At 43.9% G+C, this 25,314-nt stretch carries 24 protein-coding genes, 2 pseudogenes and 1 riboswitch; of the genes and pseudogenes, 5 read left to right on the plus strand and 21 right to left on the minus strand.

Annotated elements, in window-relative coordinates:
- Nucleotides 1-11: 11 nt before the first annotated feature.
- The 12 genes from AC58U0_RS02920 to AC58U0_RS02975 form a co-directional block, all read right to left on the minus strand.
- Nucleotides 12-1,130 carry a GerAB/ArcD/ProY family transporter gene (locus AC58U0_RS02920; protein WP_497377556.1) on the minus strand — a complete coding sequence of 373 codons (1,119 nt, stop codon included), beginning with the start codon at nucleotides 1,128-1,130 and terminating at the stop codon, nucleotides 12-14.
- 7 nt (nucleotides 1,131-1,137) lie between these two features.
- Nucleotides 1,138-2,604, minus strand: a complete 1,467-nt coding sequence (locus tag AC58U0_RS02925; protein WP_497377558.1) for a spore germination protein — start codon at nucleotides 2,602-2,604, stop codon at nucleotides 1,138-1,140.
- 117 nt (nucleotides 2,605-2,721) lie between these two features.
- Nucleotides 2,722-3,699 carry a 2-hydroxyacid dehydrogenase gene (locus tag AC58U0_RS02930; RefSeq protein ID WP_497377559.1) on the minus strand — a complete coding sequence of 326 codons (978 nt, stop codon included), beginning with the start codon at nucleotides 3,697-3,699 and terminating at the stop codon, nucleotides 2,722-2,724.
- 77 nt (nucleotides 3,700-3,776) lie between these two features.
- Nucleotides 3,777-4,928 (minus strand): glycerate kinase, encoded by a 1,152-nt coding sequence (locus tag AC58U0_RS02935; RefSeq protein ID WP_497377561.1) that lies wholly within the window; start codon nucleotides 4,926-4,928, stop codon nucleotides 3,777-3,779.
- An 88-nt stretch (nucleotides 4,929-5,016) separates the two neighbouring features.
- Complete coding sequence (locus AC58U0_RS02940) at nucleotides 5,017-6,126, minus strand: sensor histidine kinase (RefSeq protein WP_497377562.1); 1,110 nt, start codon at nucleotides 6,124-6,126, stop codon at nucleotides 5,017-5,019.
- Nucleotides 6,119-6,814: a response regulator transcription factor gene (locus AC58U0_RS02945; protein WP_497377563.1), complete on the minus strand. Its 696-nt coding sequence runs from the start codon at nucleotides 6,812-6,814 to the stop codon at nucleotides 6,119-6,121. The genes AC58U0_RS02940 and AC58U0_RS02945 overlap by 8 nt, the downstream gene beginning before the upstream one ends.
- A gap of 41 nt (nucleotides 6,815-6,855) precedes the next feature.
- Nucleotides 6,856-7,377, minus strand: a complete 522-nt coding sequence (locus AC58U0_RS02950) for a VanZ family protein (protein ID WP_497377565.1) — start codon at nucleotides 7,375-7,377, stop codon at nucleotides 6,856-6,858.
- Between the two features lie 37 nt (nucleotides 7,378-7,414).
- Complete coding sequence (locus tag AC58U0_RS02955; protein ID WP_497377567.1) at nucleotides 7,415-8,272, minus strand: M15 family metallopeptidase; 858 nt, start codon at nucleotides 8,270-8,272, stop codon at nucleotides 7,415-7,417.
- A gap of 212 nt (nucleotides 8,273-8,484) precedes the next feature.
- On the minus strand, nucleotides 8,485-8,874 hold the full coding sequence (locus tag AC58U0_RS02960) for a YmaF family protein (protein WP_057303947.1): 390 nt from the start codon (nucleotides 8,872-8,874) through the stop codon (nucleotides 8,485-8,487).
- 131 nt (nucleotides 8,875-9,005) lie between these two features.
- A complete protein-coding gene (locus AC58U0_RS02965) occupies nucleotides 9,006-10,598 on the minus strand; it encodes a GMC family oxidoreductase (protein ID WP_497377568.1) in 1,593 nt (530 codons plus the stop codon).
- Nucleotides 10,595-10,801, minus strand: coding sequence for a hypothetical protein (locus AC58U0_RS02970; protein ID WP_497377569.1), 207 nt, complete (start codon nucleotides 10,799-10,801; stop codon nucleotides 10,595-10,597). The genes AC58U0_RS02965 and AC58U0_RS02970 overlap by 4 nt, the downstream gene beginning before the upstream one ends.
- 4 nt (nucleotides 10,802-10,805) lie before the next feature.
- Nucleotides 10,806-11,204 carry a hypothetical protein gene (locus tag AC58U0_RS02975; RefSeq protein WP_497377571.1) on the minus strand — a complete coding sequence of 133 codons (399 nt, stop codon included), beginning with the start codon at nucleotides 11,202-11,204 and terminating at the stop codon, nucleotides 10,806-10,808.
- Between the two features lie 182 nt (nucleotides 11,205-11,386).
- Here AC58U0_RS02975 and AC58U0_RS02980 point away from each other — a divergent pair, with 182 nt between their 5' ends.
- Nucleotides 11,387-12,505: a mandelate racemase/muconate lactonizing enzyme family protein gene (locus AC58U0_RS02980; protein WP_497377681.1), complete on the plus strand. Its 1,119-nt coding sequence runs from the start codon at nucleotides 11,387-11,389 to the stop codon at nucleotides 12,503-12,505.
- A gap of 33 nt (nucleotides 12,506-12,538) precedes the next feature.
- Nucleotides 12,539-12,733 carry a hypothetical protein gene (locus tag AC58U0_RS02985; RefSeq protein WP_497377572.1) on the plus strand — a complete coding sequence of 65 codons (195 nt, stop codon included), beginning with the start codon at nucleotides 12,539-12,541 and terminating at the stop codon, nucleotides 12,731-12,733.
- A 206-nt stretch (nucleotides 12,734-12,939) separates the two neighbouring features.
- On the opposite strand, the gene AC58U0_RS02990 is transcribed toward AC58U0_RS02985, so the two are convergent.
- Nucleotides 12,940-13,488 carry a pyridoxamine 5'-phosphate oxidase family protein gene (locus AC58U0_RS02990; RefSeq protein WP_497377574.1) on the minus strand — a complete coding sequence of 183 codons (549 nt, stop codon included), beginning with the start codon at nucleotides 13,486-13,488 and terminating at the stop codon, nucleotides 12,940-12,942.
- Between the two features lie 358 nt (nucleotides 13,489-13,846).
- On the opposite strand from AC58U0_RS02990, the gene AC58U0_RS02995 reads away from it, so the two are divergent.
- Nucleotides 13,847-14,428 (plus strand): CGNR zinc finger domain-containing protein, encoded by a 582-nt coding sequence (locus AC58U0_RS02995; RefSeq protein WP_497377576.1) that lies wholly within the window; start codon nucleotides 13,847-13,849, stop codon nucleotides 14,426-14,428.
- 130 nt (nucleotides 14,429-14,558) lie between these two features.
- Here AC58U0_RS02995 and AC58U0_RS03000 read toward each other — a convergent pair whose 3' ends face one another.
- From AC58U0_RS03000 to AC58U0_RS03015, 4 genes are all read right to left on the minus strand, one after another.
- Complete coding sequence (locus AC58U0_RS03000) at nucleotides 14,559-15,170, minus strand: FMN-binding negative transcriptional regulator (RefSeq protein WP_497377577.1); 612 nt, start codon at nucleotides 15,168-15,170, stop codon at nucleotides 14,559-14,561.
- 30 nt (nucleotides 15,171-15,200) lie between these two features.
- Nucleotides 15,201-15,719, minus strand: coding sequence for a spermidine/spermine N(1)-acetyltransferase (gene paiA, locus AC58U0_RS03005; RefSeq protein ID WP_497377578.1), 519 nt, complete (start codon nucleotides 15,717-15,719; stop codon nucleotides 15,201-15,203).
- A gap of 24 nt (nucleotides 15,720-15,743) precedes the next feature.
- Entirely contained in the window at nucleotides 15,744-16,196 is a 453-nt protein-coding gene (locus AC58U0_RS03010) for a MarR family winged helix-turn-helix transcriptional regulator (RefSeq protein ID WP_497377580.1), read from the minus strand.
- A 236-nt stretch (nucleotides 16,197-16,432) separates the two neighbouring features.
- On the minus strand, nucleotides 16,433-17,320 hold the full coding sequence (locus AC58U0_RS03015) for a LysR family transcriptional regulator (protein WP_497377581.1): 888 nt from the start codon (nucleotides 17,318-17,320) through the stop codon (nucleotides 16,433-16,435).
- Between the two features lie 472 nt (nucleotides 17,321-17,792).
- Between AC58U0_RS03015 and AC58U0_RS03020 the strand changes: the two are divergent.
- Nucleotides 17,793-17,990: pseudogene (locus AC58U0_RS03020) on the plus strand (PadR family transcriptional regulator); the annotation flags it as partial.
- A 13-nt stretch (nucleotides 17,991-18,003) separates the two neighbouring features.
- Nucleotides 18,004-18,501 (plus strand): annotated as a pseudogene (locus AC58U0_RS03025) (ABC transporter permease); the annotation flags it as partial.
- A 79-nt stretch (nucleotides 18,502-18,580) separates the two neighbouring features.
- On the opposite strand, the gene AC58U0_RS03030 reads toward AC58U0_RS03025, so the two are convergent.
- The 4 genes from AC58U0_RS03030 to AC58U0_RS03045 all read right to left on the minus strand — a co-directional run bounded on the left by AC58U0_RS03030 (nucleotide 18,581) and on the right by AC58U0_RS03045 (nucleotide 25,273).
- Nucleotides 18,581-19,126, minus strand: coding sequence for a GNAT family N-acetyltransferase (locus tag AC58U0_RS03030; protein WP_497377583.1), 546 nt, complete (start codon nucleotides 19,124-19,126; stop codon nucleotides 18,581-18,583).
- Nucleotides 19,127-19,171: 45 nt separating this feature from the next.
- Nucleotides 19,172-19,253, minus strand: a riboswitch (ZMP/ZTP riboswitch).
- A gap of 163 nt (nucleotides 19,254-19,416) precedes the next feature.
- The gene (locus tag AC58U0_RS03035) at nucleotides 19,417-20,688 is read right to left on the minus strand and encodes a prolyl oligopeptidase family serine peptidase (protein ID WP_497377584.1); all 1,272 of its coding nucleotides are present in this window, start codon (nucleotides 20,686-20,688) and stop codon (nucleotides 19,417-19,419) included.
- 237 nt (nucleotides 20,689-20,925) lie between these two features.
- Nucleotides 20,926-23,574, minus strand: coding sequence for a glycosylhydrolase-like jelly roll fold domain-containing protein (locus AC58U0_RS03040; protein ID WP_497377586.1), 2,649 nt, complete (start codon nucleotides 23,572-23,574; stop codon nucleotides 20,926-20,928).
- 106 nt (nucleotides 23,575-23,680) lie between these two features.
- Entirely contained in the window at nucleotides 23,681-25,273 is a 1,593-nt protein-coding gene (locus AC58U0_RS03045) for a type 2 periplasmic-binding domain-containing protein (protein WP_497377587.1), read from the minus strand.
- Nucleotides 25,274-25,314: the final 41 nt, after the last annotated feature.

The raw sequence follows: 25,314 nt of genomic DNA on the forward strand, positions 1-25,314 counted from the left end.
CGAGAGTAATCCTAGCGTTGAACGGTTCTTTTTTTAAAGGCATGTACGGTTTTCACCAACAGAAAAAGAAGGGGCGGATAAAGAAAGATCACATAGGTCGATACGGAATTCAAGATAGAGTTCATCTTATATATTTGTCCGTGTTTTTGGAACAGAAAGGAGCATGCGAAAAGAATGACACAGAATACGGCTAACGTCCGCTTTTGATTTAGCTGAAAAACACGCTTCATTCCACGTAGGATGACCCAAGTAAATAACATTAGATTGCAAACTAGGATAAGCATCCAGATCGGAATCGCAATGTATTCGAATCGTTCCAGAAACGGAAATCGGATGATTTTCAGAAAACTAAAAGTAGCCCAAATCGTTTTTGGCATCTGATTTTGACTATAATAAACGATAGAAATGACCATAACGAACAAATAAAACAGGTTGCTAAGAAGAACACCTATTTGAGCGTAACGACTAACGTTTTGTTGATCTCGAATGAACGGGTACAGAAAGTAAATGACCTCGAACCCAGCAATCGTCAGCGGCATTTTACTCACTCCTTGTAACACCTGGGAAGGCGCGGCTTCCATGATTGGGAGCAAAAAACTCCACTGGGCATGCTTGATCGCCGCATAAAAAAGTAGTGTGGTCACGATCCAACAAACAAAACCAAACAGGCACATGCCAATAATGACTCGAATTCCGCCAGTCACGCCATAAGCAATTAACGTAATGAAAAGCAGCATTAGGAGCCACGTCGGAAAATCGGGAAATATCCACGACTGAACAGTTTCAATATACGTGCGGGAGATCGTCAAAACATAGAACGCGAAATACGTCATAAACAGGAGGCTAAGCATCCGCCCTACCCATTTTCCAAATAGTGCATAATGAATACCGAACAAGTCCGCAGAATCATAATGCGCTAACGTGCGAATCATCAACCAGATGGAAAGATGTGCGGCTAAACCGGCCACAACGACCGATATCCAAGCATCATGACCCGCAAATTTAAAAATGACTCGTTGGAATCCGAGCACACCCACCCCCAATTGGGCTTTACTGATTACAAAAACAAGTAGGAACGCTTGAAACATTAATCCTTGCCTCGGTTTATCCGAGATCTCCATTTTTGTCATCACCCGTCTACTCGTCGATGTCTTTTTTCTGCTTCGCTTTATTCTTATTGAACCTTTGCTTATTCGGCGTGCGTGTAAAGGTAGAACGAGCGGAGAGAAGTGGAAAAGGAAGTCGAATGACCGTATCTACCATGTCCCTCCATCGCGGAGGAAAGATCGGATGCATATACGGATGTCCAAGACTCGTTTGACGTAACAGATGCATGAGTAATAAACAAATCGTGAACACAATGCCGATCCCACCCCAAATTCCCGCAGCAATAATCATCGGAAAGCGAACAAATCGGATACTAATGCCCATTAAGTATATGGGGGTGGTAAACGAAGACAGAGCTGCCAAGGCGACAATCATAATTAAGATGTTGCTCGTAAATCCGGCCTGAACCGCCGCTTGTCCGATAACAATACCTCCCACGATGCCCATCGTTTGTCCAACCTTGGTCGGTAGTCTAGCCCCGGCTTCACGAAGAAGCTCGATCGTAATTTCTAGAAATAACGATTCAAACAAAGGCGGAAACGGCACTTTGGAACGCGACTGGGATAGCGGAACAAGCAGACTAGGAGGAATGATCTCATAATGAAACGTTAATGCTGCTACATATGCTGGGGTTAAAAGGATCGAGATGAAGATGGCCAAGAACCTCAATCCTCTTATGAACATCGCAATATTCCAATGCAGGTAATGATCTTCCGGTGATTTGAAAAAATCAAGGAAGGTACTCGGTCCTACAATTGCAAAATTGCTGCCATTGATAAGCAGAACGACTTTACCTTCCAATAAGCTAAAGCTGACACGATCGGGTCGTTCGGTTACGATCATTTGAGGAAAAATGGACATAGAATTGTCTTCTATAAGCTGCACCAGCAGGGTGCTTCCAATGACGCCGTCTATCTCTAGTTCCGAAATACGCTGACGCAGCGTACCCACGGTTTGCTCTTCTGCGACATCTTTCAAGTAAAGCAATTGCACCTGAGTTCTTGTCTTATCACCAATCTCAAATGATTCATTACACAGGTCTTCATGAGCAATAATGCTGCGAACGATACCCAGATTCGTTTCCAATGATTCAGTGAATCCGATCTGAGGCCCGATCACATTCGTTTCGATTTCGGCTATGGATGGAGATCGCCTTGGCTGCTTAGATGTGTTGACCAGTATGGCGTCTGTTTGCCCAACTTTATATACCACTGTCCATCCCCGCAGCAGCAAGAAAATGACTTGCTCCATTTCACAAGTAAGGTCGGTCTGGCCAATAGGAATTAATTCGGCAAGTCCCTCCATCGAGAATGGTTCTAGACGGGTTTGTTGTAGGGAGCTGAGTAGTTGATTGTTAATGAGATTGGAGTCAACTAAATTACAGAAATAAATAACATTAAGGTCATCATTAGCATGTTTGACGATAAGATCCGAACAATTATGGAGCAGGCTTTTCAATGATTCTTCAAAAAGATCAACGGAAACCGGTAATTCCATACATATCACCTTTAACCATAGTATCCATATTTTTCTCTATAGTTATGCATGAGAAACAATGCAAACAGCCTCGCCCTTTTATAAAAGGCGAAGCCAATTGAATTACATTTAAAGGGCTTACTTCAGATAATTAACGGTTGGATTCACACAAGTTGGAAGCGGTTGTCTACCCAGACCTGCTAATAAATTATCCACAGCTAAATGTGCCATGCGATTTCTCGTTTCGTAAGTTGCACTACCTACATGCGGGGTTATTAAGATATTCGAAAGGCTGAGTAACGGATGGTCTCCCGCAATGGGTTCTGGGTCCGTCACATCCAATGCGGCATATGCAATTTGTTTGCTTTTCAATGCTTCGTAAAGGTCCTCGGTATTCACGATAGGCCCGCGTGCCGCATTGATAAAATAAGCTGAGGGCTTCATCTGCGCAAACTCCTCCGCTCCAAACATTCCCCGGCTTTTATTCGATAAAGGAACGAGAGTTATGATAAAGTCGGACTCTTGCAGCAAGTCTCTAAAGTCGACATATCTCGCTTCGAGTAACTGATCATCCATACGCCTTGTACGGTTATGGTAAATAATGTTCAGCCCGCACGCCTTAGCTCTCCTAGCTACAGCGCAGCCGATATCTCCCATGCCTACGATACCGAGAGTTTTCCCAAATAAATCTACACCGAATGGGATGTTGTTATTAGTTGCCCAACGGCCTGATTTGACGAAATCCCAACATTCATGAATTCGGCGAGCTGCGCTCAGTAGTAAGGCAAAGGTTAAATCTGCCGTTGTTTCGACAAGCACACCTGGTGTATTTCCGAAGGGGATTCCCCTCCTTGTGCAGGCATCGATATCTATATTATCGTACCCTACCGATGATTGTGCTACTACTCTTAGTTGAGGTGCATTAGCCAACAAATCTTCGTCTACCTTTACATCACCTGTGCTGAATAAACCCTCCGCATCTCTTAACCATTCGAGTAATAATGTCCGTGGGATCGGTTCTGCTTCTTTCCAAACCTTTACCTCACAATGCTGTTCAATTCTTTCCATGGCAGCAGGCCATGTTTCTTTGGTTAATACTACCTTATATTTCGCCATAAAGGTTCTCCCCTCCCTATCATGCAAATATACCAACCCCTCCACAGATCATGGAGTGATCGGTAATTTACCTTTCGCTATTTTCCAGCAGCTTTCACCGCTTGAATTAATCTGAATAATTGCTTGGTTGTACTTCTTAGATGATATCGCGTTTCAATAGGATCCATGGCTTGTTCAAGTGACATAGGAGCGCTGATAATGGAATGAAAAGAAGTAATGCCTAGATCGTTCAGTACCGAGGCCTCTTTGGTAACTCCCCCGGCTAACGCAATAACTGGGATACCTTGGGCACGCGCAAGCGCAGCAACTCCCAATGGAGCCTTGCCCATCGACGTTTGTCCATCCAGTTTCCCTTCTCCTGTTATCACGAAATCGGCTCCTTCCAAACTCTCCTTTAATCCGATCCTGTCCAGCATCAGACCAACACCAGATTGCATTTCAGCCTTTAAAAAAGCAGCAAAGGCTGCTCCAAGTCCACCAGCCGCACCCGCTCCGGGGATGTCTTGAAGGTTTACACCAAGTTCCCTCTCTACGACTCCGGCAAACAAGGATAAGCCACGATCCAGCTCCTCCACCATGGCGGGATTTGCTCCTTTTTGAGGGGCAAACACGTAAGCCGCTCCATTAGGTCCGTACAGCGGATTGTTGACGTCGCAGGCAATCTTAAACTCACATTGTCTCAATTCCGGAGAGACGCGGGCCGAATCAATTCGATGGATCTTGCTTAGGGCATTCCCGCCTGGACCGACATCATTGCCCTCTTGGTCCTTGAAACGGTAGCCTAAAGCCTGAAGCATACCCACCCCCGCATCGTTCGTGGCACTTCCGCCGAGTCCAATGATAAATTCACGGCAGCCTTGCCTCATCGCATGTGCAATGAGTTCACCGACTCCATAGGTTGTCGTAAGCATCGGATTCCTGTATGCCTCAGGCACTAGCGGCAATCCGCAGGCTGCCGCCACCTCAATCACAGCTGTTTTTCCGTTACCTGTTATTCCATAGGTTGCCTGAACCGGCTCCAGAAGGGGGCCTGTAACCATAACAGATTGAAGCTGTCCGCCCGTTGCGTGTACAAGCGCTTCTACCGTTCCTTCACCGCCATCGGCTATAGGAAAACTCACAATATCCGCATTAAGGTAAACCTCTTTAATGCCCAAAGCGATCTCTCTGCTTCCTTCCATCGATGAAACGCTGCCCTTAAAAGAATCGATAGCTATGACCACTTTCATAAGCTAAGCCCCCTCTTATTTCGTTCACATTTCTTTTAGTTTACACAAATTTGGGCAACCAGTCATTCATTGCATGTCGGCACAATAGTTAACCGAGACCTTCGGATGCCACTTTTTGTGGGAAACGGACTTCAAAAAGCGTACGAATTAAACTGCTCTGGGCAGAAATTGTGCCTTGATGCTGTGCAACAATGTTCTTTGCTATGGACAAGCCAAGGCCAGTGCTCCCCTCACGATGTGTTCGCGCTTGATCGCCGGTAAAAAACATATCGAAGATATGCGGCAGCTCTTCCGGAGGAATGCAATCCCCATAATTAACCACTTGAATCACCACATCTTCTGCTTCCATATGGCAATGAATATCAATAAACTGACCATCTTTTCCATAGCGAATGGCATTCGTCAACAGATTTTCAAATACGCGTGCCAACAGCTCACCGTCGCCCCAAACAGTCAAATGCGGAGTCACATTCAAACGGGTTGTTACATTATTTTTCTCAAAGGCAGGGTATAACTCCTCGTTTAACTGGATGAGCAGCTCACTCAGATCGATTTGCTTTTTTTCAATGGTAAGCTTGCCATAGTTCATTCGAGTGATTTCGAATAGCTCGTCAATGAGCTTTTCCAAACGTTGAGACTTGGTATAAGCAATGCTCGTATAGTGCTTGATTTGGTCTGCTGTCAGCTGATCGTCCTGAAGAATGAAATCCAAATAACCTAAAACGGATGTCAGCGGCGTACGCAAATCATGAGCCAAATTCAACACCAATTGTTCCTTGCTGTTTTCTGCAAAGTCTCCTCTCTCCAAAGCTTGCTGCAATTTTTCACTTGCCAGGTTGATATCTCTCGCAATATCCCCGAATTCATCCTTGGATGGAATTAGTATACGATTATTGAAATCGCCATTCGCAAGCTGTTTTATTCCGTTGGATATTTCATTGAAATACGCGGCGTATCTATTGGTGAGAAGAAAGAAAAACAAAATCGAGAGAGGAATGAAAATAAGCAAAAAGAAGTTAATATCCCCAATTTCTCTTATCATAAACCGGACTTTAGTCAATGGATTTTCCCACTTGGTCGTATAATAATAGAGTTGGAGGGCTTTATAGATCATATAGGTAATGGCAGCGGAAAAAAGCATGCTTAAACCAAAGAGTTGAATCATTTTAAATCGAAAGCTTCGGATCATTTCAGCCATTGAATGTATACCCCACACCCCAAACGGTTTTGATCAATTTGTTTTTATGAACGTCTTCTCCAAGCTTCTTCCGTAAAGTACGAATATGCACCATAACCGTATTGCTACCTTCATAATAGGTATCGCCCCACACCTGCTGAAAAATATTTTCCGCGCTAAAGACTTTCTTCGGATAACTGGCCAGCAGATACAGAATATCAAACTCTTTCGGAGTTATCTCAATCGTTTCACCATAGAGGCTAACGGTGCGTTGTTCAGGATAAATGATCATTCCACCCGCTTCCAAAACAGACTTGTTTGCTGCTGGCGGCTGATTCAACTGCGTGGAACGCCTCAGCTGAGCATTCACGCGAGCGACTAATTCCATCGGGTTGAACGGTTTGGTTACATAATCATCCGCTCCATTTACTAGTCCTGTAATCTTATCAAGGTCGGTCGCTTTGGCGCTTAAAAAAATGATAGGCAGATGATGCTGAGTTCGAATTTGCCTTGTTGCTTCATAGCCGTTCAGTTTGGGCATCATAATATCTAAAATCGCCAAATCAATGGAATGCGTCTGAACAGCAGTAATAGCTTCCTGTCCATTAGCAACTTTAATGCAGCGGTAACCCTCTTTTTTTAAATGCAACTCAATCAGATCGGCAATTTCTGCCTCATCATCCGCTATCAGAATTGTGATCGACTTCATTCGTTCCACCCCTGTATGACCTTAGTATCGCTTTTATTGTATCAGATGGAGCTACCTCTTGCTTGGTTAGCACTTGATGTAGTAACTAACATAGCGAATAATTTGAAAGTAATGAAACCGAGCAAGCCCCCGCTTGAATTTAGTATTAGATCATCTACATCATAACGTCCAATAGAGAAAAAAGCCTGCGCTAATTCCAGGATTAGACTTAAACCTAATGAAAGAATGAACGCGTCTATCCATGATACTTTTTTGTTTCTTAACATTAAACCAAGAAGAATACCGTACGGCATGAATATCGCAAAATTCCCAACCAGGTTAACTAGACCATGACTCGTTATACTATGAATCGTTCTGGATATTTCTTTAAAGGGAATCAGATTCCCTTTTTGGAATTGCCTGCTGATATAATCAGGGTTTCCCAGACTCACCTTAAGCTGCTTCCAGAGAAATGTCATGTCAACTGAACCAAACTTAAATAGAATAATTTTGAATAACGTGTACACATAAACGGTAAACAGTACTTGAATTGTAATATCTTTCAACATGATCTTATGTTTCATATGCCATTCTCACCTTCTTGAGACTCATAAGCCCTGATCATGAATATACGGTCACAATGATGCCGTCCATATTGTTGCCTGATATCTGATAGCGACCATTCGCTGGCACAGGGATAGTTGTGTTTTTGGAGACAGGATAGTAGGAGATCTCATAGGTTTGGCGATCTACAATAGTCCTAATGGTCTTCTTTTCTTTCAAGAAATCCAAATATTGTTCTAGGACAAAATTCTTTTCCTGCATAATTGCACTGTGCGGCAAACCAACATAGCGGAAATGCCAGGGCTCAAACTGAATACCTGTAATTGCAGTTTTGTCAGCCGGATAACGCAAGATAAACCCGTATCTCGATGCGTTTTTTTTCAGCCACTTTCCTTCAGGCGCTTGACTCATCTCCGATTGTGTAGATCCGATATCCAGCGATAAACCTAAATTGTGTTCGCTATAGCCTGCTGGCAACGCATATTTAGCCCCCATTTGTTGATAGAGTTTATTTTGTTCTTTATTGTCCCGATAACCGCTGCTGATTAAAAATCGGCTAACCCCATCTTTTTCTGCAGCTCCTATCATTTCTGTAAATTTTTGCACCAAGTCCGGCGACAACCGAATCGTTTTATCCAGCACAATGAATCCATTCAGCAGTTCCTTATGCTGAGACAGATTGACCGCTTCGGACTCTTCGCCACCTGGGGGTACAGGATGATCCTTATTGACCAACAACAAATTGCCTTTATAAATCTGATCTTTTGTTACTTTAAGCTCTTTCATTTGAGGAGTCACCTTTTGAGCTTGATTAGCTTCTTCCAGTGATTTCTCGTTAACGACTTTCAGTTTATGTTGAGCAACTCCATAGCCAAGCAGTAATAGTATAATGAACCCAAAAAACCACTTCTTCATCCTTAGTTTCCTCCTAGCCATTCATTTACACTAGGATAAGGAAAACTATTTAAAAAGAAATGGGGTTAAAAATAAAATTTTCATTAAACTTGTTATAAGAAGCCATTCTGGAATTTGATTGGTTTGAACTAATATAATTAGTATAGGAAGCTATGTATAACAAAATCAAAAAAGAACTTCCCCTACATACATAGGAAAGTTCTCTTAATAGCCTAACCAACTTCATTTCCTGTGGTTCCTTTATAATGATGAGTATGTGGATGCATGCCATTAATAGTTGTAAATCCTTCAAAATAATGAACATGCCCTCCAGTGGGAAGATCGATTGCTGGACCTGTTGTTCCTTCAATACTATGAGTGTGACCGTCATTCATAGAAGTAACCGTATGATAACGATGAAAGTGAGGGACGCCTGTCGGAGCTGGCTCCGTTATGCCAACGTATTCGTGTACGTGCCCATCATTTAATGAAGTAATTCCTGAAAACATATGCCGATGCAAGTATGGCCTGCCATCCCAAGAAGTAATGTACAATCCATGCGAATGATCTGATAATGAGTCGTTTGAGTGAAATACAAAACCTGATACAGGTATCTTATTCATGCCTTAACTCCTTTATCCCAATTTACTCACACTATGAAGGTTTAAAGGGATTTGACATAGGCATCCGCGCAAGTGAAGAATTATTCTCGGAACCATCTGCTTATTTACTTAGGCATCTGTAAGGAGGTCGGCTAAACCGACCTCGAGCCCAACAATTCAAACTTTTTTGCTTTCTCCTTTATATATTCCGCAGTTCTTAATGCAAGCGACATGACCGTATTGGTTGGATTGCCGGCGCCCGATGTTACAAAAATACTCGCATCGCATATAAACAGGTTAGGAATGTCATGGGTTTGTCCAAAAGAATTGACCACTGAAGATTTGGGGTCATTCCCCATACGGCAGCCCCCCATCATATGAGCGGTGTCGGGAACAACGTATTCGACTTTCCCGCCTGCTGCCTCGAGTATTGTACTCATATTGTCGACGGCATGATCAATGAGTTTCTGATCGTTATCGCCATAGCTGAATGTTACTTTTGCACGCGGCAATCCATATTCGTCTTTTTCATCCGCCAGCGTGACCCGGTTCATTGGACTCGGAAGTACTTCCCCGACTAAAGTAACTCTTCCGTAGTAATTATAATTCAACATCGTCTCTCTGAGACGCTCCCCCCACACGGGTCCACCTTCCGCTTGCGAAATGCCTTTCGAAAACTCGACCGGTCTCGCTCCATGAGAATGAAGGGTATATCCACGAGCAAAGTTGTTTTTGGAATCAGTACGGTAGAAATCTTGTGTTGTAGCTAATACGGGTGTACCCTTATACAGCCTGATTTCTTCATCAAATCTGGCGTAAACGTCTTGAGAGCTGTGAACCATAATAGATTTCCCAACCCAACCGCTGCTATTGGCTAGCCCGTCCGGACACTGAGAATTTGCAGAGTTAAGAAGCAATCGCGGCGTTTCTACAACATAGGCAGACAAAATCACAATTTTAGCTTTTTGCTCATAAGTTCTTCCGTCATGTACGAAGGTGATACCTTTCGCCACCCCGTCTTTTCCCATTAACACCTGCGTAACCATGCAATCGGCTAACACTTCTGCCCCAGCTTTGATTGCTTTAGGAATATGTACGATGAGGGTGCTAAATTTAGCATCGGGCATACATCCTTGATTGCAAAAGCCTCGATTGATGCATGGAGGACGGCCTTCGAATGGTGCGGATAGGATAGCAAGTGGAGCTACAGACGAGCGGATCCCAAGCTTTTCACAACCGTTCATAAACATATACGCGTTTGGACTAAGAGGCTCCCTTTCGGGATAAGGATAGGGGCCGTGGTAATTCCCCCATGGAAAGTGCTTAGGCCCAGATACGGCAATTTCCTTTTCGACCCTGGCATAGAAAGGCTCTAAATCCTCATAGCTAATCGGCCAATCTTCTGCGACACCATCCATTGTCCTCGCTTTAAAATCAGCGTCATGAAATCGTAAAAAGACAGCCGTAAAATGCACCGTCCCTCCACCGATACCCCGACCGGAATTGTTGTGCCCCATCGTTAACGGGTTGCTTCCATCTACGATTCTAGTATCCTGCCACCCTAAGTTTTGCATCGTAAGCTCATCACTAGCTAAATCTTTTTGAGTATCACGGAATGGGCCTGCATCCAGGACTACCACGCTCATTCCTGCTTCGCTCAATTCTTTGGCGAGTACACCTCCGGCTGCCCCTGCCCCAACTATAACTACATCTACTTCTTCATTCCCGTATTTTCGTTTCATCATTGTTCCGGTTGCGCCTCCCATGGATCCAATTGCCCCAGCTGCGTACGTACGTATCCACGCGGATAAGCCGGACCTGCATAACCATCAATATCCAATGCTATAAAAGAAGAACCACAAAGTGATTGAACTCTTTGGGTATGGTCATCCCACTCATCTAACTCATTCATGATATCGTAAGAGGGGTAGCAGCTACTCGTTAGCATAGAATCACCTCACCTCCCAATATATGGCAATTAAACCGAGAACACTCACAGCGGAGAACAATAAAGGAAGTATGATTGGCGGGCCGATGAGAAAGTTGCGCAAAGCCCATCCTCCAACCCGAACACCTACTCCCCGAAAATGGAAATAGAAACCAACCAGACCGAACAAAACGCCCAGCCACATTAGAACCTGAAATAAATTACGCAGCCAATAAACGTTATACCAAGTCAAAATAATACCCGCTATAAAAAAAATGGGAGCTGAAATGACGGGGACCCACATCGCTTTATTGTGAAAATTTTGCCGATAATGAAACATCGTTACTTGGATACCAAGAGCTAGAAATGCCAAACCGACGAACAGAATGAGAGTCCGGTCAATGGACCAATTGTGCCAATTCATGCTATACCTCATTTCATAAACAATATAGTCGCAACTAATTATTTCCTGCTTCCCGAGAAATTATTACATATATTAACAAAGGCTGTGTCTCTATGGACGCAACTTTAATTTATTGTATATTTATCCCTTTTTTAATAAATCCTACTTATACAACACATCATAATTTGAAAGGGTATATCTCCTTGTTGATTCGTAAAATAGAAACATTTCCACTCTTTTATCATCTTCCTAAACCATACGGAGATGCCAACGGTTTAAAAACGTATCGAACCTGTTATCTGATTCGGATAACGACTGATTTAGGTGTCGAAGGTTGGGGAGAATGCGTTGATTGGCTGCCAACCTTGCATAAAGGCTTTCAGGAGCGAATCATTCCCTATCTAATCGGTAAGTCAGTTACTGACAGAATTACCTTGGTTCGTACCTTGAAAAAATGGCATTCCCGTTCATCTGCGGCCGTTAGTATGGCATTAACAGAGATTATGGCCAAGACATGCAATGTATCCGTGTGTGACTTTTGGGGAGGGAAGTTTCGAGAGAATGTGCCCGTGTATGCTTCGTTTCAGTCCTATTCAGATGAAGCAAATTGGCAAAAACATTCCCTGAAAGCTATTGAGCAGGCAATCCATCAAGGATTTGATAAAATTAAGGTAAAAATAGGCGGTAAATCAATCCACGAGGATCAACAACATATAAAGATGGTTCAGACATTGTTACAAGAAAAGATTGGTTTAGCTTTGGACGCCAATCAAAGCTATGACATAATTGCAGCTTTACGCTGGCAGTCTATGCTTGATACGTGGCCTAATCTTTTATGGTTTGAAGAGCCGCTTGAGATTAGTCGCATTACTGAATACGTATGGCTAAGAAGTCGTTTGTCTGCTCCTCTGGCCGGCGGTGAGAACCTCGAAAAAGCAGCAGATTTCATGCCTATTTTTCTCCAATATGCTCTTGATTTTATAACGCCGGATACTCTGCATGTGGCTGGTATTGACGGTTACAGGGAAACATTAAGCCTTGCTAGAAGCTTTGGGACCCGCGTAACTCCACATTCATATGACGGTGCATTATCACGCTTATACGCCATCTTCGCTCATGCTTGTTTGGAGCCTTGGGGCAAGATGGGAGAAGACTCAATCGAACCTCTTGAATGGGACGTCATGGATAATCCTTTTACAAAATTAATCGGAATTCAACCTTCGAATAGTGAAATCTCTATACCAAGCGGTACTGGAATTGGACTCGAGATTGATAGTGAGATGCTTGCTTTCTATCAATGGGATGGGAATAGTTATGGATAAATCCAATACCAATTTGTGAGGAGTAATACATGGATGACAACAAAGTTATCTAATTCGCTCAATAAGAGCCGTTCTTTCCTTACAGTTGCAGAGGCTATATTGGAACAACTTCAACTCTGGAATGTCAAACGGATTTATGGAGTAGTTGGGGATTCTGTATTTGGACTAATGAGTGCTCTTTATAAACCTAAACAAATTAGAAAAACAGCAGTCCAAATTAACCTTTGAACTGCTGTTTTTACTATTATTCCAACGAATTATTCATGTCATTAATGACGCCGTTGTGATTTATGGTTTAAGTTGAAATAGCATCTAAACGGCAGCTTCTCGACACACGGCGCATCCGAAACCTGAGTTCCCCGAGATAACCGTTTCGGTTATTCGGTCACCTCCTAAACGGATGCAAGGATATCATGGAATTGTGCTTCGCTCCGTTACAACCGGTCGGTATGAACGGTCTTGCCTTCATAGAACAAACGATCCGCGGCCACTTCTTTCTCTTTGGCCGACAAGGAGGCTGCGGGTAATTTATAGATGGCAGTTTTACTGCCTGAAGAGGAAACATATCGTTCCAAATGACTCCGCCCCAGCGGTCGATCATAATAACCTGGCACATATTTGTCCAGCATGACCTGCATGGCTTCCGTTGCCTCGTTTATATCGGTTACGCGAAGCAAGGAACCTTCGATGATGACACTCATATAGGCGGTATCTGTTCCGGCCGGGATCGGACTCGTGATAGTCCCATAATTCTCACTGACTGTGAAACAGGCTAGAGGGTTATGGTCGATGTAAGTGACTTTTCTTCCTTCTTCTGCCCCATGAAAATAGACGGCGTCGTTCAGCCAAACGAAATTGAGTGGAATGACATAGGGGACGTCTTCTGAAGATAAGCCGAGAAAACCAGTCCGGGCCTGTTTGAGAAAGTGCTGGATTTTGCCGGTATCCGTACATTTGCGTTTCTGATTGAGATTGGGGAACATCGTATTCATCACCTTTTTACATAGTTTAGGATAACTAACAAAGCCAGATCTGGATAAGGAAATTAAAGAAATCCATATTTGGTTTAAACCATTTGCTTTGCTACACTTTAAAATCACTTGTCGAAGAATTGATCTAGCGTACCCCAAAGTTTTCAGTTGTACTCCTGAACAAGCTTCATAAGTTATGGAAAGTAGCGCATTTTTTCATCGATAACACATTGTAACTATCTATCTAATTAAAGATAGTTACAAATCACACTTTATCATGAAGCACCATGACCGTCAAGTCACTAGCTAAGTAATGATTTGAGTGTTACAATAAAGACATTCCACATGAATACAAGGGAGCTGCGACGCGATGTTATGGGACGATTTTCTGAAAAGCGATTATCACGACTGGAGAGGCAGCGGTCATTCCGAAGATTTTCTGGACAAACCGGGATGGTTGGAACAATGGCTGGCTATCCACAACCTTCCCTATCCCGGCGCTCCATCCGCGGAACAATTGGATGAGCTGAAACGGTTGCGAGGGCACATACTTCGTATCGTCCAAAAGCTGACGGTGCGCGATTCCGTAGACCCTACAAATCTCGAGGGGTTGAACCGGGCTCTATCGGGCGGACCCATGATCCTACGCATAGCGGATTCGGATTCCGATTATCGCTTGGAATCCACTCCTTTACAAAAAGGCTGGCCCCGCATCGGAGCGGAAGTGGCCGCTTCCTTCGGCCGCTTACTCGCGGAGAGCGATCCTACCCGCTTGCGTATTTGCGGCAATCCGGATTGCAAGGTGGTCTACTACGACGAAACTCGGAACCGCTCCAAACGGTTCTGCGATGATAAAGCATGCGGTAACCTAATGAAGGTCCGACGGTTCCGCGCACGCCAAAAAGCCGCTAAAACCAGCGGCTCCTCGATACACGGCTCGTCCGAAACTTGATTCCCCCATTTACGGTCAAAGAAGGCATCGACGCCCCCGCATGGAAATTAAATGGTGATTCTTCACTTCATCTAAACATTAGAGGGCCCATTCGGGTCTTCTTGTACTTTTCTATTAAACTTTTACATCGTTATTTTTTTAGGTTTGCTTTCATAAGAGAGGCAATCTTTTGTTCGTCTCCATTCTGAATCCGTTCCAGTTGATTAATGACAAGTTCTTGCCTTTGTACGGAATGGTTTTGACTTAACTTTGCTTTTCCCTCTATCTTGTTGATTCTTATTTTGAATCCTTGAATCCCTTTACTCAGCCCAGCGATAAAGTCTGCATCTACCTCTTGCAATCTATATGAACTATCAGGGGCTTCATACTTCAATACCATTTCATGCAAGGAATCCATTAACTCTTTTTCATCATCAATAAGTTGGACTTCACCGTTTACATGAACAGTTACATAATTCCATGTTGGAACTGCTTTATTTGTTTCATACCATGAAGGAGAGATATAGCAATGCGGACCATGAAAAATAGCTAAGACAATTTGATTGCTAATATCCTTCCACTGAGGATTCGGACGTGCAAAATGCCCATATAAGTATTTGTTCTCCTTATCCAAAATTAATGGTAAATGAGTAGCAAAGGGTACTCCATTTTGTTGTGAAAACAGTGTTGCAAAGCTATGTTCTCTGATAATGTCGTAAGCGACTTTTATTTCATCCATGTGAAAGTGTGAAGGAATATACATGGTTTTCTCCTCCTCGTTTGTCGGAAAATGTTAGATGAGTGTTTTGGTCATTATAAAGTCTATTTGTTCTTCATCACCCATATAGAAAGAGTGGGCCCCTGTTTGAACAAAGCCCAATTTGTTATAAAAGGTAATTGCGCTCTCATTTTTTTCCCAAACCCCTAGCCAGATCTTCTCTTTATTCCGCTCTATCGCTATTTCTAAAGCTTTATTTATTAGATATTTACCAAGCCCCTGTCTATGAAATTTTCCCCTTATATAAATCCTCTCGATTTCAAGCGAATCATTGCCCATTCTTTCAGTTTGAGAATCAATGGTGTTTAGCTTTAAATACCCGGCAATTTCCTCATTAGAATAAATAAAATAGAATTCCGAAGAGATATTTGATAATTCTTTTTCTAATTGTTTTAAGTTAAATGCTTTTTCCAAGTAGGCTTTCATATTTTCAGGTGAATTTTGATTCTTAAATGTCTCATTAAATGTCTCAACACTAATTTCTTGAAGTAATGCTAGATCTTCAAATGTGCACTTTTTTATATGTATTGTCATTTTATTTGTCCTCCTTTTACTAAATCAATAATTTCTCTTGTTTCCCTTTTTTACAAACTCCCAGTCTTTTTCCACATTTTTTCTGACTCTTTGCAGCAGGTTAAAAATCGTTTCTACTTCACTTTCAGAGAATCCAGAGAGTGCGACCATATTGGAATAATCGTTTTCCCTTTTTATATAAGGGTAAACAGTCTTCCCTTTCTCTGTAGGAAATAGTTTTTTAATTTTTTGGTTATATGGATCATCATTCTTTTCAATGAATCCATTAATCTCCAGTTTCTTTATAGCACGAGCAGCTGTTGTTCGGTCTACCTTTATCATTTCAGCTAACTTTTCTTGAATAATTCCTGGATTTTCATATATTCGCACAAGGTACAAGTACTGTCCTTTTGTAAGGTCATATTTTTTAAATTCGATATTACTTATAGAATCTAATGCCCTAGCAATCATTCCAACCTCACGTAGAATTTCCTTCATAATTGCAACTCCACTAATATTGTATTTTTAAAACGTCGTAAAAAAATAGTACATCATTTTTGTTGTATTTACAACAAAAATTCCTGCAGGCTTTTCCATACTAACCTCCCTTTACTTGAATGAAAGCCAAAAAGAAGCCGCCTCAAGGCCGCTCCTCTTCCACTAGCGTTCGCCGTTACTTCAATAGACCCATAAACTGAGTATGCCCAAAAATTTTACTTCACTTATATATGGGATTAAATTGTCTGTTTGGATATCGCGCCAAAATATTCTACAACTACCTCACGGAATTCCAGAGCCGCCCGCGAAATATATCGACTCCTGTGCCATAATAAAGCTATCTCCCGTACCACTTCGTGAGTCTCTACTTGGAGATATTTGATTTGTTCCCGTGAATTCCTTGCCGTGCTTGGTATGAAGGCTATGCCAATTTCGGCTTCCACAAGAGTGATAAGCCTTGCAGGTTCATCCCCCTCATACACATATTTAGGTACAAATCCAACCGATTTGCATACAGAGTCCATTATATCGCGAGTACCGTAGCCTTTCTTTACTCCTACAAACCATTCATCCTTTAGCTCTGTCAAGGATACGCTGCTTCGATCTGCCAGTCGATGCCCCTTTGGAACAGCTACAAGGATTGGGTCGATATACACGATTTGACATTCGATGTCATCCCCTTCTATAGGAGGTGAGGACAAGCAAAAATCAACCTCCCCTCTATCAAGAAGCGTAACCATTTCCTGCGTGGTCAGCATTTGCACATGAAATTGAATATTTGGCCGCTTTTTCCGAAACTCTCGAAGGATATTTGGTAATATGCTAGCGGTGGTCACCCCCAATTCTAGAGTGCCATGATCCGGGCTGGATAAATCGCTAAGCTCCAGCTTCCCCTGTTCCAATTCAAACAAAGCCCTTTCTGCACGGCGAAGGAATCTGCTTCCGAACTCATTCAATCGCAGCTTCCTACCTATTCGATCGAATAGAGGGACCCCTAGATCCTCCTCCAAGCGTTGAATCGTTTTGCTTAGTGACGATTGAGTAACGTGCAGAATTCGTGCTGCTTCGGTCACATGTTCCAAACGAGCTACCGCGAGAAAATATTGCAGTTGAAGAAGTTCCATTTCACACTCTCCATTCATTCCCTCAAGTCAATGAGATTATAACATGAAATGTATTGGAATAAATAACCGATTTCAAGTACGATGACAATTAGACGCTTGGGGGTGGGGGGCCAAAAATGAGTGCTCGCCAACAGGTGGTTAATGATTTCAGTTGGTCTAGGGATACTATTGAATAGTAAATAGGACGGACTTCATGGAAAGGATTACACATCATGAATCGTAAATTCGTTTCTCTGCAATACATGCAGAAAAACCCCTAATTTGTGGTTGGTCTATATACCGATGCCTACACCGATGTATAAGTCGGAGTGGGCATCGGTATATTTATGTTCTTTATACGCTGAAACTTCTCCACGCCTTACTCCTTCAGCGACAAATTATGCTTGATTGGAAAGTTCAATTAGATAAAGCACGAAAAAATAGAATGATTCCGTTAGATATCGTCGTATTGTAAAAACACGGAGGTGATGAAATGAGCGAGAACAAAATTACATCCGACTTGCTTCGCGGACATACCGATACGATGATTTTACGTCTCTTATCCGAAGCTGACCGCTATGGGTACGAAATTGTCAAACTGATCGCCGAGCGCTCGGGCGGCGAGTATGAATTAAAGGAAGCCACGATGTATTCCAGCGTCCGGCGGCTTGAAACAGACGGCGATATCGAGTGATATTGGGGCGATGAATCTGGGCGTTATGCTTGGACGTTCCATGCGCCATATTTTTCGCAGTATGGACACCATCTTCACGGTCTGCATCACTCCGATTGCCATGATGCTGCTGTTCGTCTATGTGTTTGGCGGCGCAATCCAAACCGGTACGGATAACTATGTGAACTACCTGTTGTCCGGTATCCTGCTGATTGCGATTGCAAGCGGTATATCCTATACGGCTTACCGCCTGTTTTTGGATAAGCAACGTGGCATATTCGAGCGGTTTCACTCCATGCCGATTTCACGTTCCACCTTACTGTGGGGGCATGTGCTGACCTCACTGGTATCCAACGCCCTATCGGTTGTCGTCATCATTCTCGTAGCGTTGATTATGGGTTTTCGTTCGTCAGCAGGAATACTGCCATGGCTTGCCGTAGCAGGCATACTCGCGTTGTTTACACTGGCCTTAACTTGGGTCGCGGCGATTTCCGGACTGTCTGCAAAAACGGTGGATGGCGCAAGCGCCTCGGCAGCCCTTTTGTATTGAACTATCGTTCTGCGTCAGCATAGAAATTTCAAATGGGATACCTTACCCACTTCTTCAACTAATCTATAATTTCACGCTCGTATAAATTTGCGCTCCACCCACGACCGTCGTATCTCCCCTGGAAAACCAATCCTTGACTAAGGTAGTATTGATTTAACGCTGGGTTATCCGCCATGCAGTCTAATCTTAACCATTTCTTTCCTTCGTTCTTTATATAGTCTTTCGCCCAAGTAAGGAAATGGCTTCCGATCCCCTGTCCCTTATACTTTCGCAAAACAACTAACCTGTGAATGTAACCCGCATTATCATGAAATAATTCTCCCCATATTTCCTCGTACTTCCACTGGATAGAGAAACAACCCACAAGCTCACCCTCCAGGTATGCGACAAATACATCTTTCTCACGAATAAATTGCTCCAAATAATTCATCGTAAACGTATCTTCGTTCCACTGAATGATACCTTGCGAGGAGCGAATCCATTTAGCTGCTTCTACATATAATTTCTGCACCTCGTCTAAGTCTTCAATTAGAGCTTTTCTAATATCAATCCATTGGCTATTAAGTTTACCTTTACGGGGCTTTCGATCTGATAAATCAACCAATGCAATTCCCCCTTAAAATAGAAAAGTATTCGGTCATTTGACCAAATACTTTGCCCAGGCGAACGGCTTTTATGAAATATGCGCTCCCCCGTAGTGATCTACGTTTTCGCCAGTCACTCATACCAAATATTTACTATAGTATAAGCTGGAAAATATAAGGAAATCAAGGATTTTATTACGTTATTCTCCCGTTAGTGCAATTGGATGGCGACTTTCACTTGCGTAGCATTTTGTCAGTACCTGACGGCCATCTTTCTTACTTTTTTCGGCTAAGAATACATGATCTTGTCTTACTTGCTCTGCATAGCAAGCCAATCCATCAAAGATACTTCCTTCCCCTCCACTACGACCGGCTTCCCGTCATAATCCAGGTGACAGTCATCGTTCAGGGCATATATCCAGGAGAAATGCCCTATATAGTTAAAGGGTTCTCCCTTTTCATCCGCAAACAAGCCATGGATGTCCACAACCTTATCAAAGAACGAGAAATGCACATTCTTCGCACCGGCCTCAATCAAGCGCTTATAAGTCGGTATTACAGTTTCCTCCGGTTTTACAATCAAATCATCCTTGGAATGGGTAAACCAAATCGGCACATGCTTAATCGCTTCGATATCCGCATCACGGATGACGTCATTGAAAAGCGCTTCGCATACAGGATATGCAGCAGCGAAGAAATCCGGATAGTCGAGCACCATACGCATGGTCATAAATCCCCCATTGGAGCAGCCGCCGATATAGATCCGGTTAGTGTCGATTGCCGCATCATTCCTGAAAATGAACTCATCAATCAGAGCCTTCAAGGCCTCTCCGTACTTGGACTTACCTGATCTGCCGTACTGTCCGCTGCCGTCGTTCATCCAGAAGGTCGGTGTCTGAGGTACCAACATGTAAGCTCCGCCAAACTTGGCTTGGATTGCATCGCTGGCCAGGTTCACCACCTTGTTGCCCGTATAAGCGATGGTCGGATCCTGTCCACCCTCTCCAGCTCCGTGCAACCAGATGATGAGTGGCCGCCTGCCGTTTCCAGTCTGCGGCACGAAGTAGCCGTACTTTAGCGGCTCCTCTTCATAAGAGGAAATGCCGTGCAGGAACTTCTCCGCCTGTTTCATGGTTTTGCCTGCACACAGGTCGAATACCAATCCCGTCAGTCTCTCTTCCTTCGCCGGAACTTCCGCAATCTGGGTAATCCGATAATCGCTGACGATAAACTCGTTGAAGTTGTTCGGACAGGCAATTGCAGCGGATAAGGAATCGAGCGGTCCATACTTCATCTCTAGAGTCACGAATTCCCCTTCCTCTCTCCGTACACCCTGGCTACAGGAAGGATAAGCGTCTTCCACCACGCAGTAACCCTTGCTTAACTCCTTTTCCGTCTTCTCTAACCAGTTCCTCGAAAGCTTCAGGATCTCACCCTTCTTGTCCTTCCTCTCGACATATACACTAAAGCATTCCGGCTTCACCTCTTCCGCCTTTACGTTCACCGATATGGGCAGTACCAGTTTGGTAACGTAAGGACCATAATCCGTTATCTCGATAATTGCGTAGTAACTTCTTCCCATAGCAAAATCCTCCTTTTTCTTAGATAAAATGTTTGATTCCCGCCATTTCCCCCTTGTTTCATTTTAACGGAAACATATGGAGGCTCACATCCAATATGACGACTTTTTTTTTTCGTTTTTGCGACCATTTGATGCAACCATAAATTTACACATGGAAAAGAGCGGGAGCAGCCGTTGTACAAGCTGCTCCCGCTATCTGCATAAAAGCTGATTAAATCAAAAAAAATTGAACTTTTATTATCTGACCACTCGCACAGGTCCAATAAGTCCGCTTGGTTCCTGTTGCGCATAGGCAGACAAAAAGTCGGGATGTTCTTTCACCAACGTATTCGTAACTTCGATGACAAGCTTGTTTTTGCCCTTCTTGATCAGGCCATGGATCTCAACGCGGTAAGGCGGACAAATGCGCACTCCCGCTTCCTCACCGTTTATCCATACTTGTGCCGTTTCATAGACCTCACCCAAGTCTAAAAAAGCCTGGTTTCCGGATTCGTTCCACTCAAATTCCGTTTCATAACGGAAGGTGCCTGTAAATCGAGGCAAGCAATCAGGTCCGCTCATATTCGTTAAAGCCGTCAGTTTTCCCCATTCCTTAAAACGAGGATAATGTTCAGCATCAGAAGTGGATACGGCCCATTCGCCTTTTAGCTCAAGTTCCGAACCAACTGTATACTGTGGCGACTCGTCATAACCTTCAAGGTCTGCTCCATAGAGTAGTACGATGGATTCATACGGACTAAGGACAACCTCCACCACCGCATTCGCACCGTTCTCCCGATTTACATGTAAACCAGTCAACTTATTCATGAATGCATCATAGGCATATACATCACCTTGGACAGGCAAAACAATTTTCCTACGAATAGTTTGATGCGGATGTTCGTTAAAGAACATAAAAACATCCAAACCGTCATGAATATAATGGTAGTTCCGAAGATACGGTTCGTGTTCGTCGACGCTAATCTCATAATGTCCGTCTGCAATAAGTTCTTGCGCCAAATCTTCTAATGCAACAACCTTCACATTTCGGTGATCGGCAAGGCAAGTCAGTTCGGCGGGAACCTCGTTGCCCTCGCTCGATCTTGTCGGCAGCCCGCCGACAAAGCGAACGGCTAGTCCTTGTTCTGAATACTCTATCAAACGCCGAATCATCGCCGCCGGAATCGCTTCTGCATAGGGCACGATAAGGCACTCGAAATCCTCGTTATTGACATGCAGCTTGTTGTCTTTCACGCTTGCTGCATCCAGAAGAATATCGATGGGAAGAACATCACAGTCGATCTGATGCTGCATTAATTGCTTCACGGGCTTATGAAAATACATCGCTTCCCCGGACCATTCGGCTTCAGCGTGATACACGACGGCCGCAGACGCCATGTGCCTTCCGCCTGAAATCAGGTGACTGATCCGATTCATATATTGATTTAAATGCTTGTAGTAGCGGTACTGCGGATTTTTCCCGCCCGCATACATATGCGGCGGACAATCCGGATCCGGAAAAGCTTTCTGGGTAAAGGCATGCGGGACATAATAATTAACGCCGCGAACCAACATATGATCTGTGAGCCATTTCATCAGCTTTAAGCCTTCCGCCCAGCCATATGCCCCATACACTTCGCACATCGTCCTGCCTTGTTTTTTCGGATCGATGTGGCCAAGCGATACGCCAAGCTTAGCGAGACCATAGTGGAAAAATTCGCTATCTGTATCCCCTCCCGGCTTGCTATAAGACAATTCATCGAAGCCGGGGACAATCTGCCACAGCACTACATCGAGGCCTGACATGTCTTGTCCCCAAAGCGAACGGAAGAAGTGTCCGGCTCCGGAGCCAAGCCTTGCGTGCACGTTGTTGTCTTCGAGGACATGTCCGATGTATGCTACCCCGCGGTTTCTACACCACTCTCCGATTTGACTGCAAAAGTTGTCCGCGTAAAGCTTGCTGACAATATTCATATAGGCGTAGCGAATGATATTAGACTGTTCTCCCCCATTATGCCAAAGTAGATAGAGGTGCTTACGGTAGTTCTCACCCAATGCCTGCTCTAGCAAGGCCGGCATTTCACTGCTCCAGGGAAGCGGAACACCTTGTTTTCCGGGTTTCGAATTGAAGTCAAAGGTTGTCTTATCATTGTAGAATCCGGGTTCATCCGAAAAGAATCCGGCAAATGTCTTTCCGAAGTCGCCCTTGTATCGCTCATACACAGCCTCATACACCGTATCGAGCAGAATACGAACGGAATCCTTATCTATCGGGTTCAGATAATCTTCCTGCTGCTGGCTGCCGCCATCCTTATTTTCTGAAATAATAAATACTCGCCAGTACCCTTCAGGGATATCCCAATACAGGATACCGTCTTGCACAAGATCGGTGATGTCGATACAATCACTAAGTAATTCTCCATTGGAAGGATCTCGGCGTACCGCGACAACGGAGATCAGTTTATTCTTTCCGCTCGCTTTTTCGGGCTGCGAGATGGTTGGTCGAAGCCCACGCATCAGCAAGGTATCCAGCAGCAGAGATGTACCTTGGGCAGGACCGATGGTATCGATATAGCGTTCACCTAAAAACTTGCGATGAAGCTCTTCCGGAGCCTCCTTCACCTTGCCCGCCGCATGTCCCGTTGGAAAATGATCGTCATCCAGCAGCCATACCTTCATGCCACGATTCCGAGCTTCATCCATAATAATGTCCATATCCGTCCACCATTTCGGTCCTAGAAAATCAGGATGAGGACGAGCTTCGATGCAAACGGCTCCGATTCCAGCTTCATGAACGCGGGCAATCTCTTCACGTATCACCTGTTCTTCCTCACCATGCTGCCAGAGGAATGGCAGGATATAATTTTGTTCTTGCCCCTCAAGTACTTCCTTAATGCGATTACTCATTGTAGCCTCCTATTTCAGCTCAGTTTCGATCATTCGATACCTAAGCTTGGATTGAAATATCCGCTCGACTTCCAGAAGAAGCCGAGCGGATATTAGCGTTCAACACTTATTTTTTCACTTTTGCATACCATTCTTGCGCGCGTTTCGTAACCTCTCCGCCGCCTGATTTATTCCACTTATCTACAAATTCATCAAACTTGCTGATCGGGTATTGCCCGGTAATGATCTTGCTAGCATATTCGATATAGAGAGAGCGATTGTTGATATCCGGGAAACCGTCATAGACGCTGGCCGGCATGCCGTCTCCAGCAATGGCCTTCGCATACTTCTGGGCATCCTGCATAATTTGAACGGTTTGGTCAATCTCCCACATTCTGTCTTCCGATGCAGTGCTTTTTAAGAGATTGCTTGTAAAATCAAGGGTCGAAATTTTGGCATAAGGATCAAGAATAAGATTCTCCTGTGTACTCTTGTCATCTGGAAGTTTTATGGCTTTGCCATCCTTCATTGTATAGTGCATACCTTCAACGCCGAGGTACAAAGCGTTCCAATTCTTCTTGTCATACATGTTGTTCAGTAATTTTAAAGTTGCCATCAACTTCTTTTGATCCTTGTTGTTTTTAACGACCCATGCCGGAGGTGTAAACTTCTTCCAGGTATAGAATCCCTTATATCCCTGAACTTCTGGAATAGGAAGAGCCGCAAAATTGCCCTTTACGCCACTGTTCTTTTGCAAATTATCCAAATATAGATTGGTTTGCTCTGCCCAGTGGAAGTAGTTACCTGCCTTGTTGGCTGCAACCTTGCCGTCCCACTTAGCCTTGTCGTTTAGAAGTGATTCCTTATCTATTAATCCGTCTTTGTACAGTTTGGAGATGAACTCCAAGGCAGCTTTCATATTAGGTGTTACCGCGGAATAAGTCAGCTTGCCGTCGTACAGGTCCCAATCCGGATAGCCTTCGAACATCGCCACACCGTACATGGCGAACAGATGATCCATCCAACGTGCTTCCCCACGGCCGCCGGTCGGAAGCTCATCCTTCTGCCCGTTGCCATTGGGATCCTTGTCCCGGAATGCCTCCAGAACTTTTACGTAATCCTCTTGCGTCTTCGGCATCTGTAAGCCCAGCTTGTCAAGCCAATCTTTGCGGATCATGCCAGAATATCTTCCGTAGTCTACCATACCAGGGATATAATAAATTCTGCCCTGACCAGTAGGGTCATTAGCTTTCACAATATCCCACATATCCTTCGGAATGGCTTCCCATAAATTCGGCGCATATTTCGGCAGTAGATCGGTCAAATCGGCGATAGCTCCGTTTTTAGCCAAGCTATTTTCAATGCCTTGTTGTGGTAAAAACAAATCGGGCATTTCGCCAGATGCGATCTTGAGATTTAGCTGATTTAAATAGGCAGTCCCTCCGTTCCATTCCACATACGGACTGATAACACCTACGCCCAGTTTTTCTTTATAAAATTCATACAATTTGCTGCCTTTGGTGGTTGGTTTATAGCCAATGTTCGTACCCCAAACTTCAATATCAACATTCTCTTCCACCTTCGAAGATGCCCCTTGGTTAGGCGAGGTTGAAGAAGAACCTGCACCTTCTGAAGAATTCGTTTTGCCGTTACAGCCTGTCACTACCGTAAAAGCAATAGCACTGACTGCCGCAAGTACACCAAGCTTTTTGATGACCATCCGATGTTTCCCCCTATGATTTGAAATATATGTTCTAAAAC

This window comes from Paenibacillus sp. J31P190 (genome assembly GCF_059692075.1).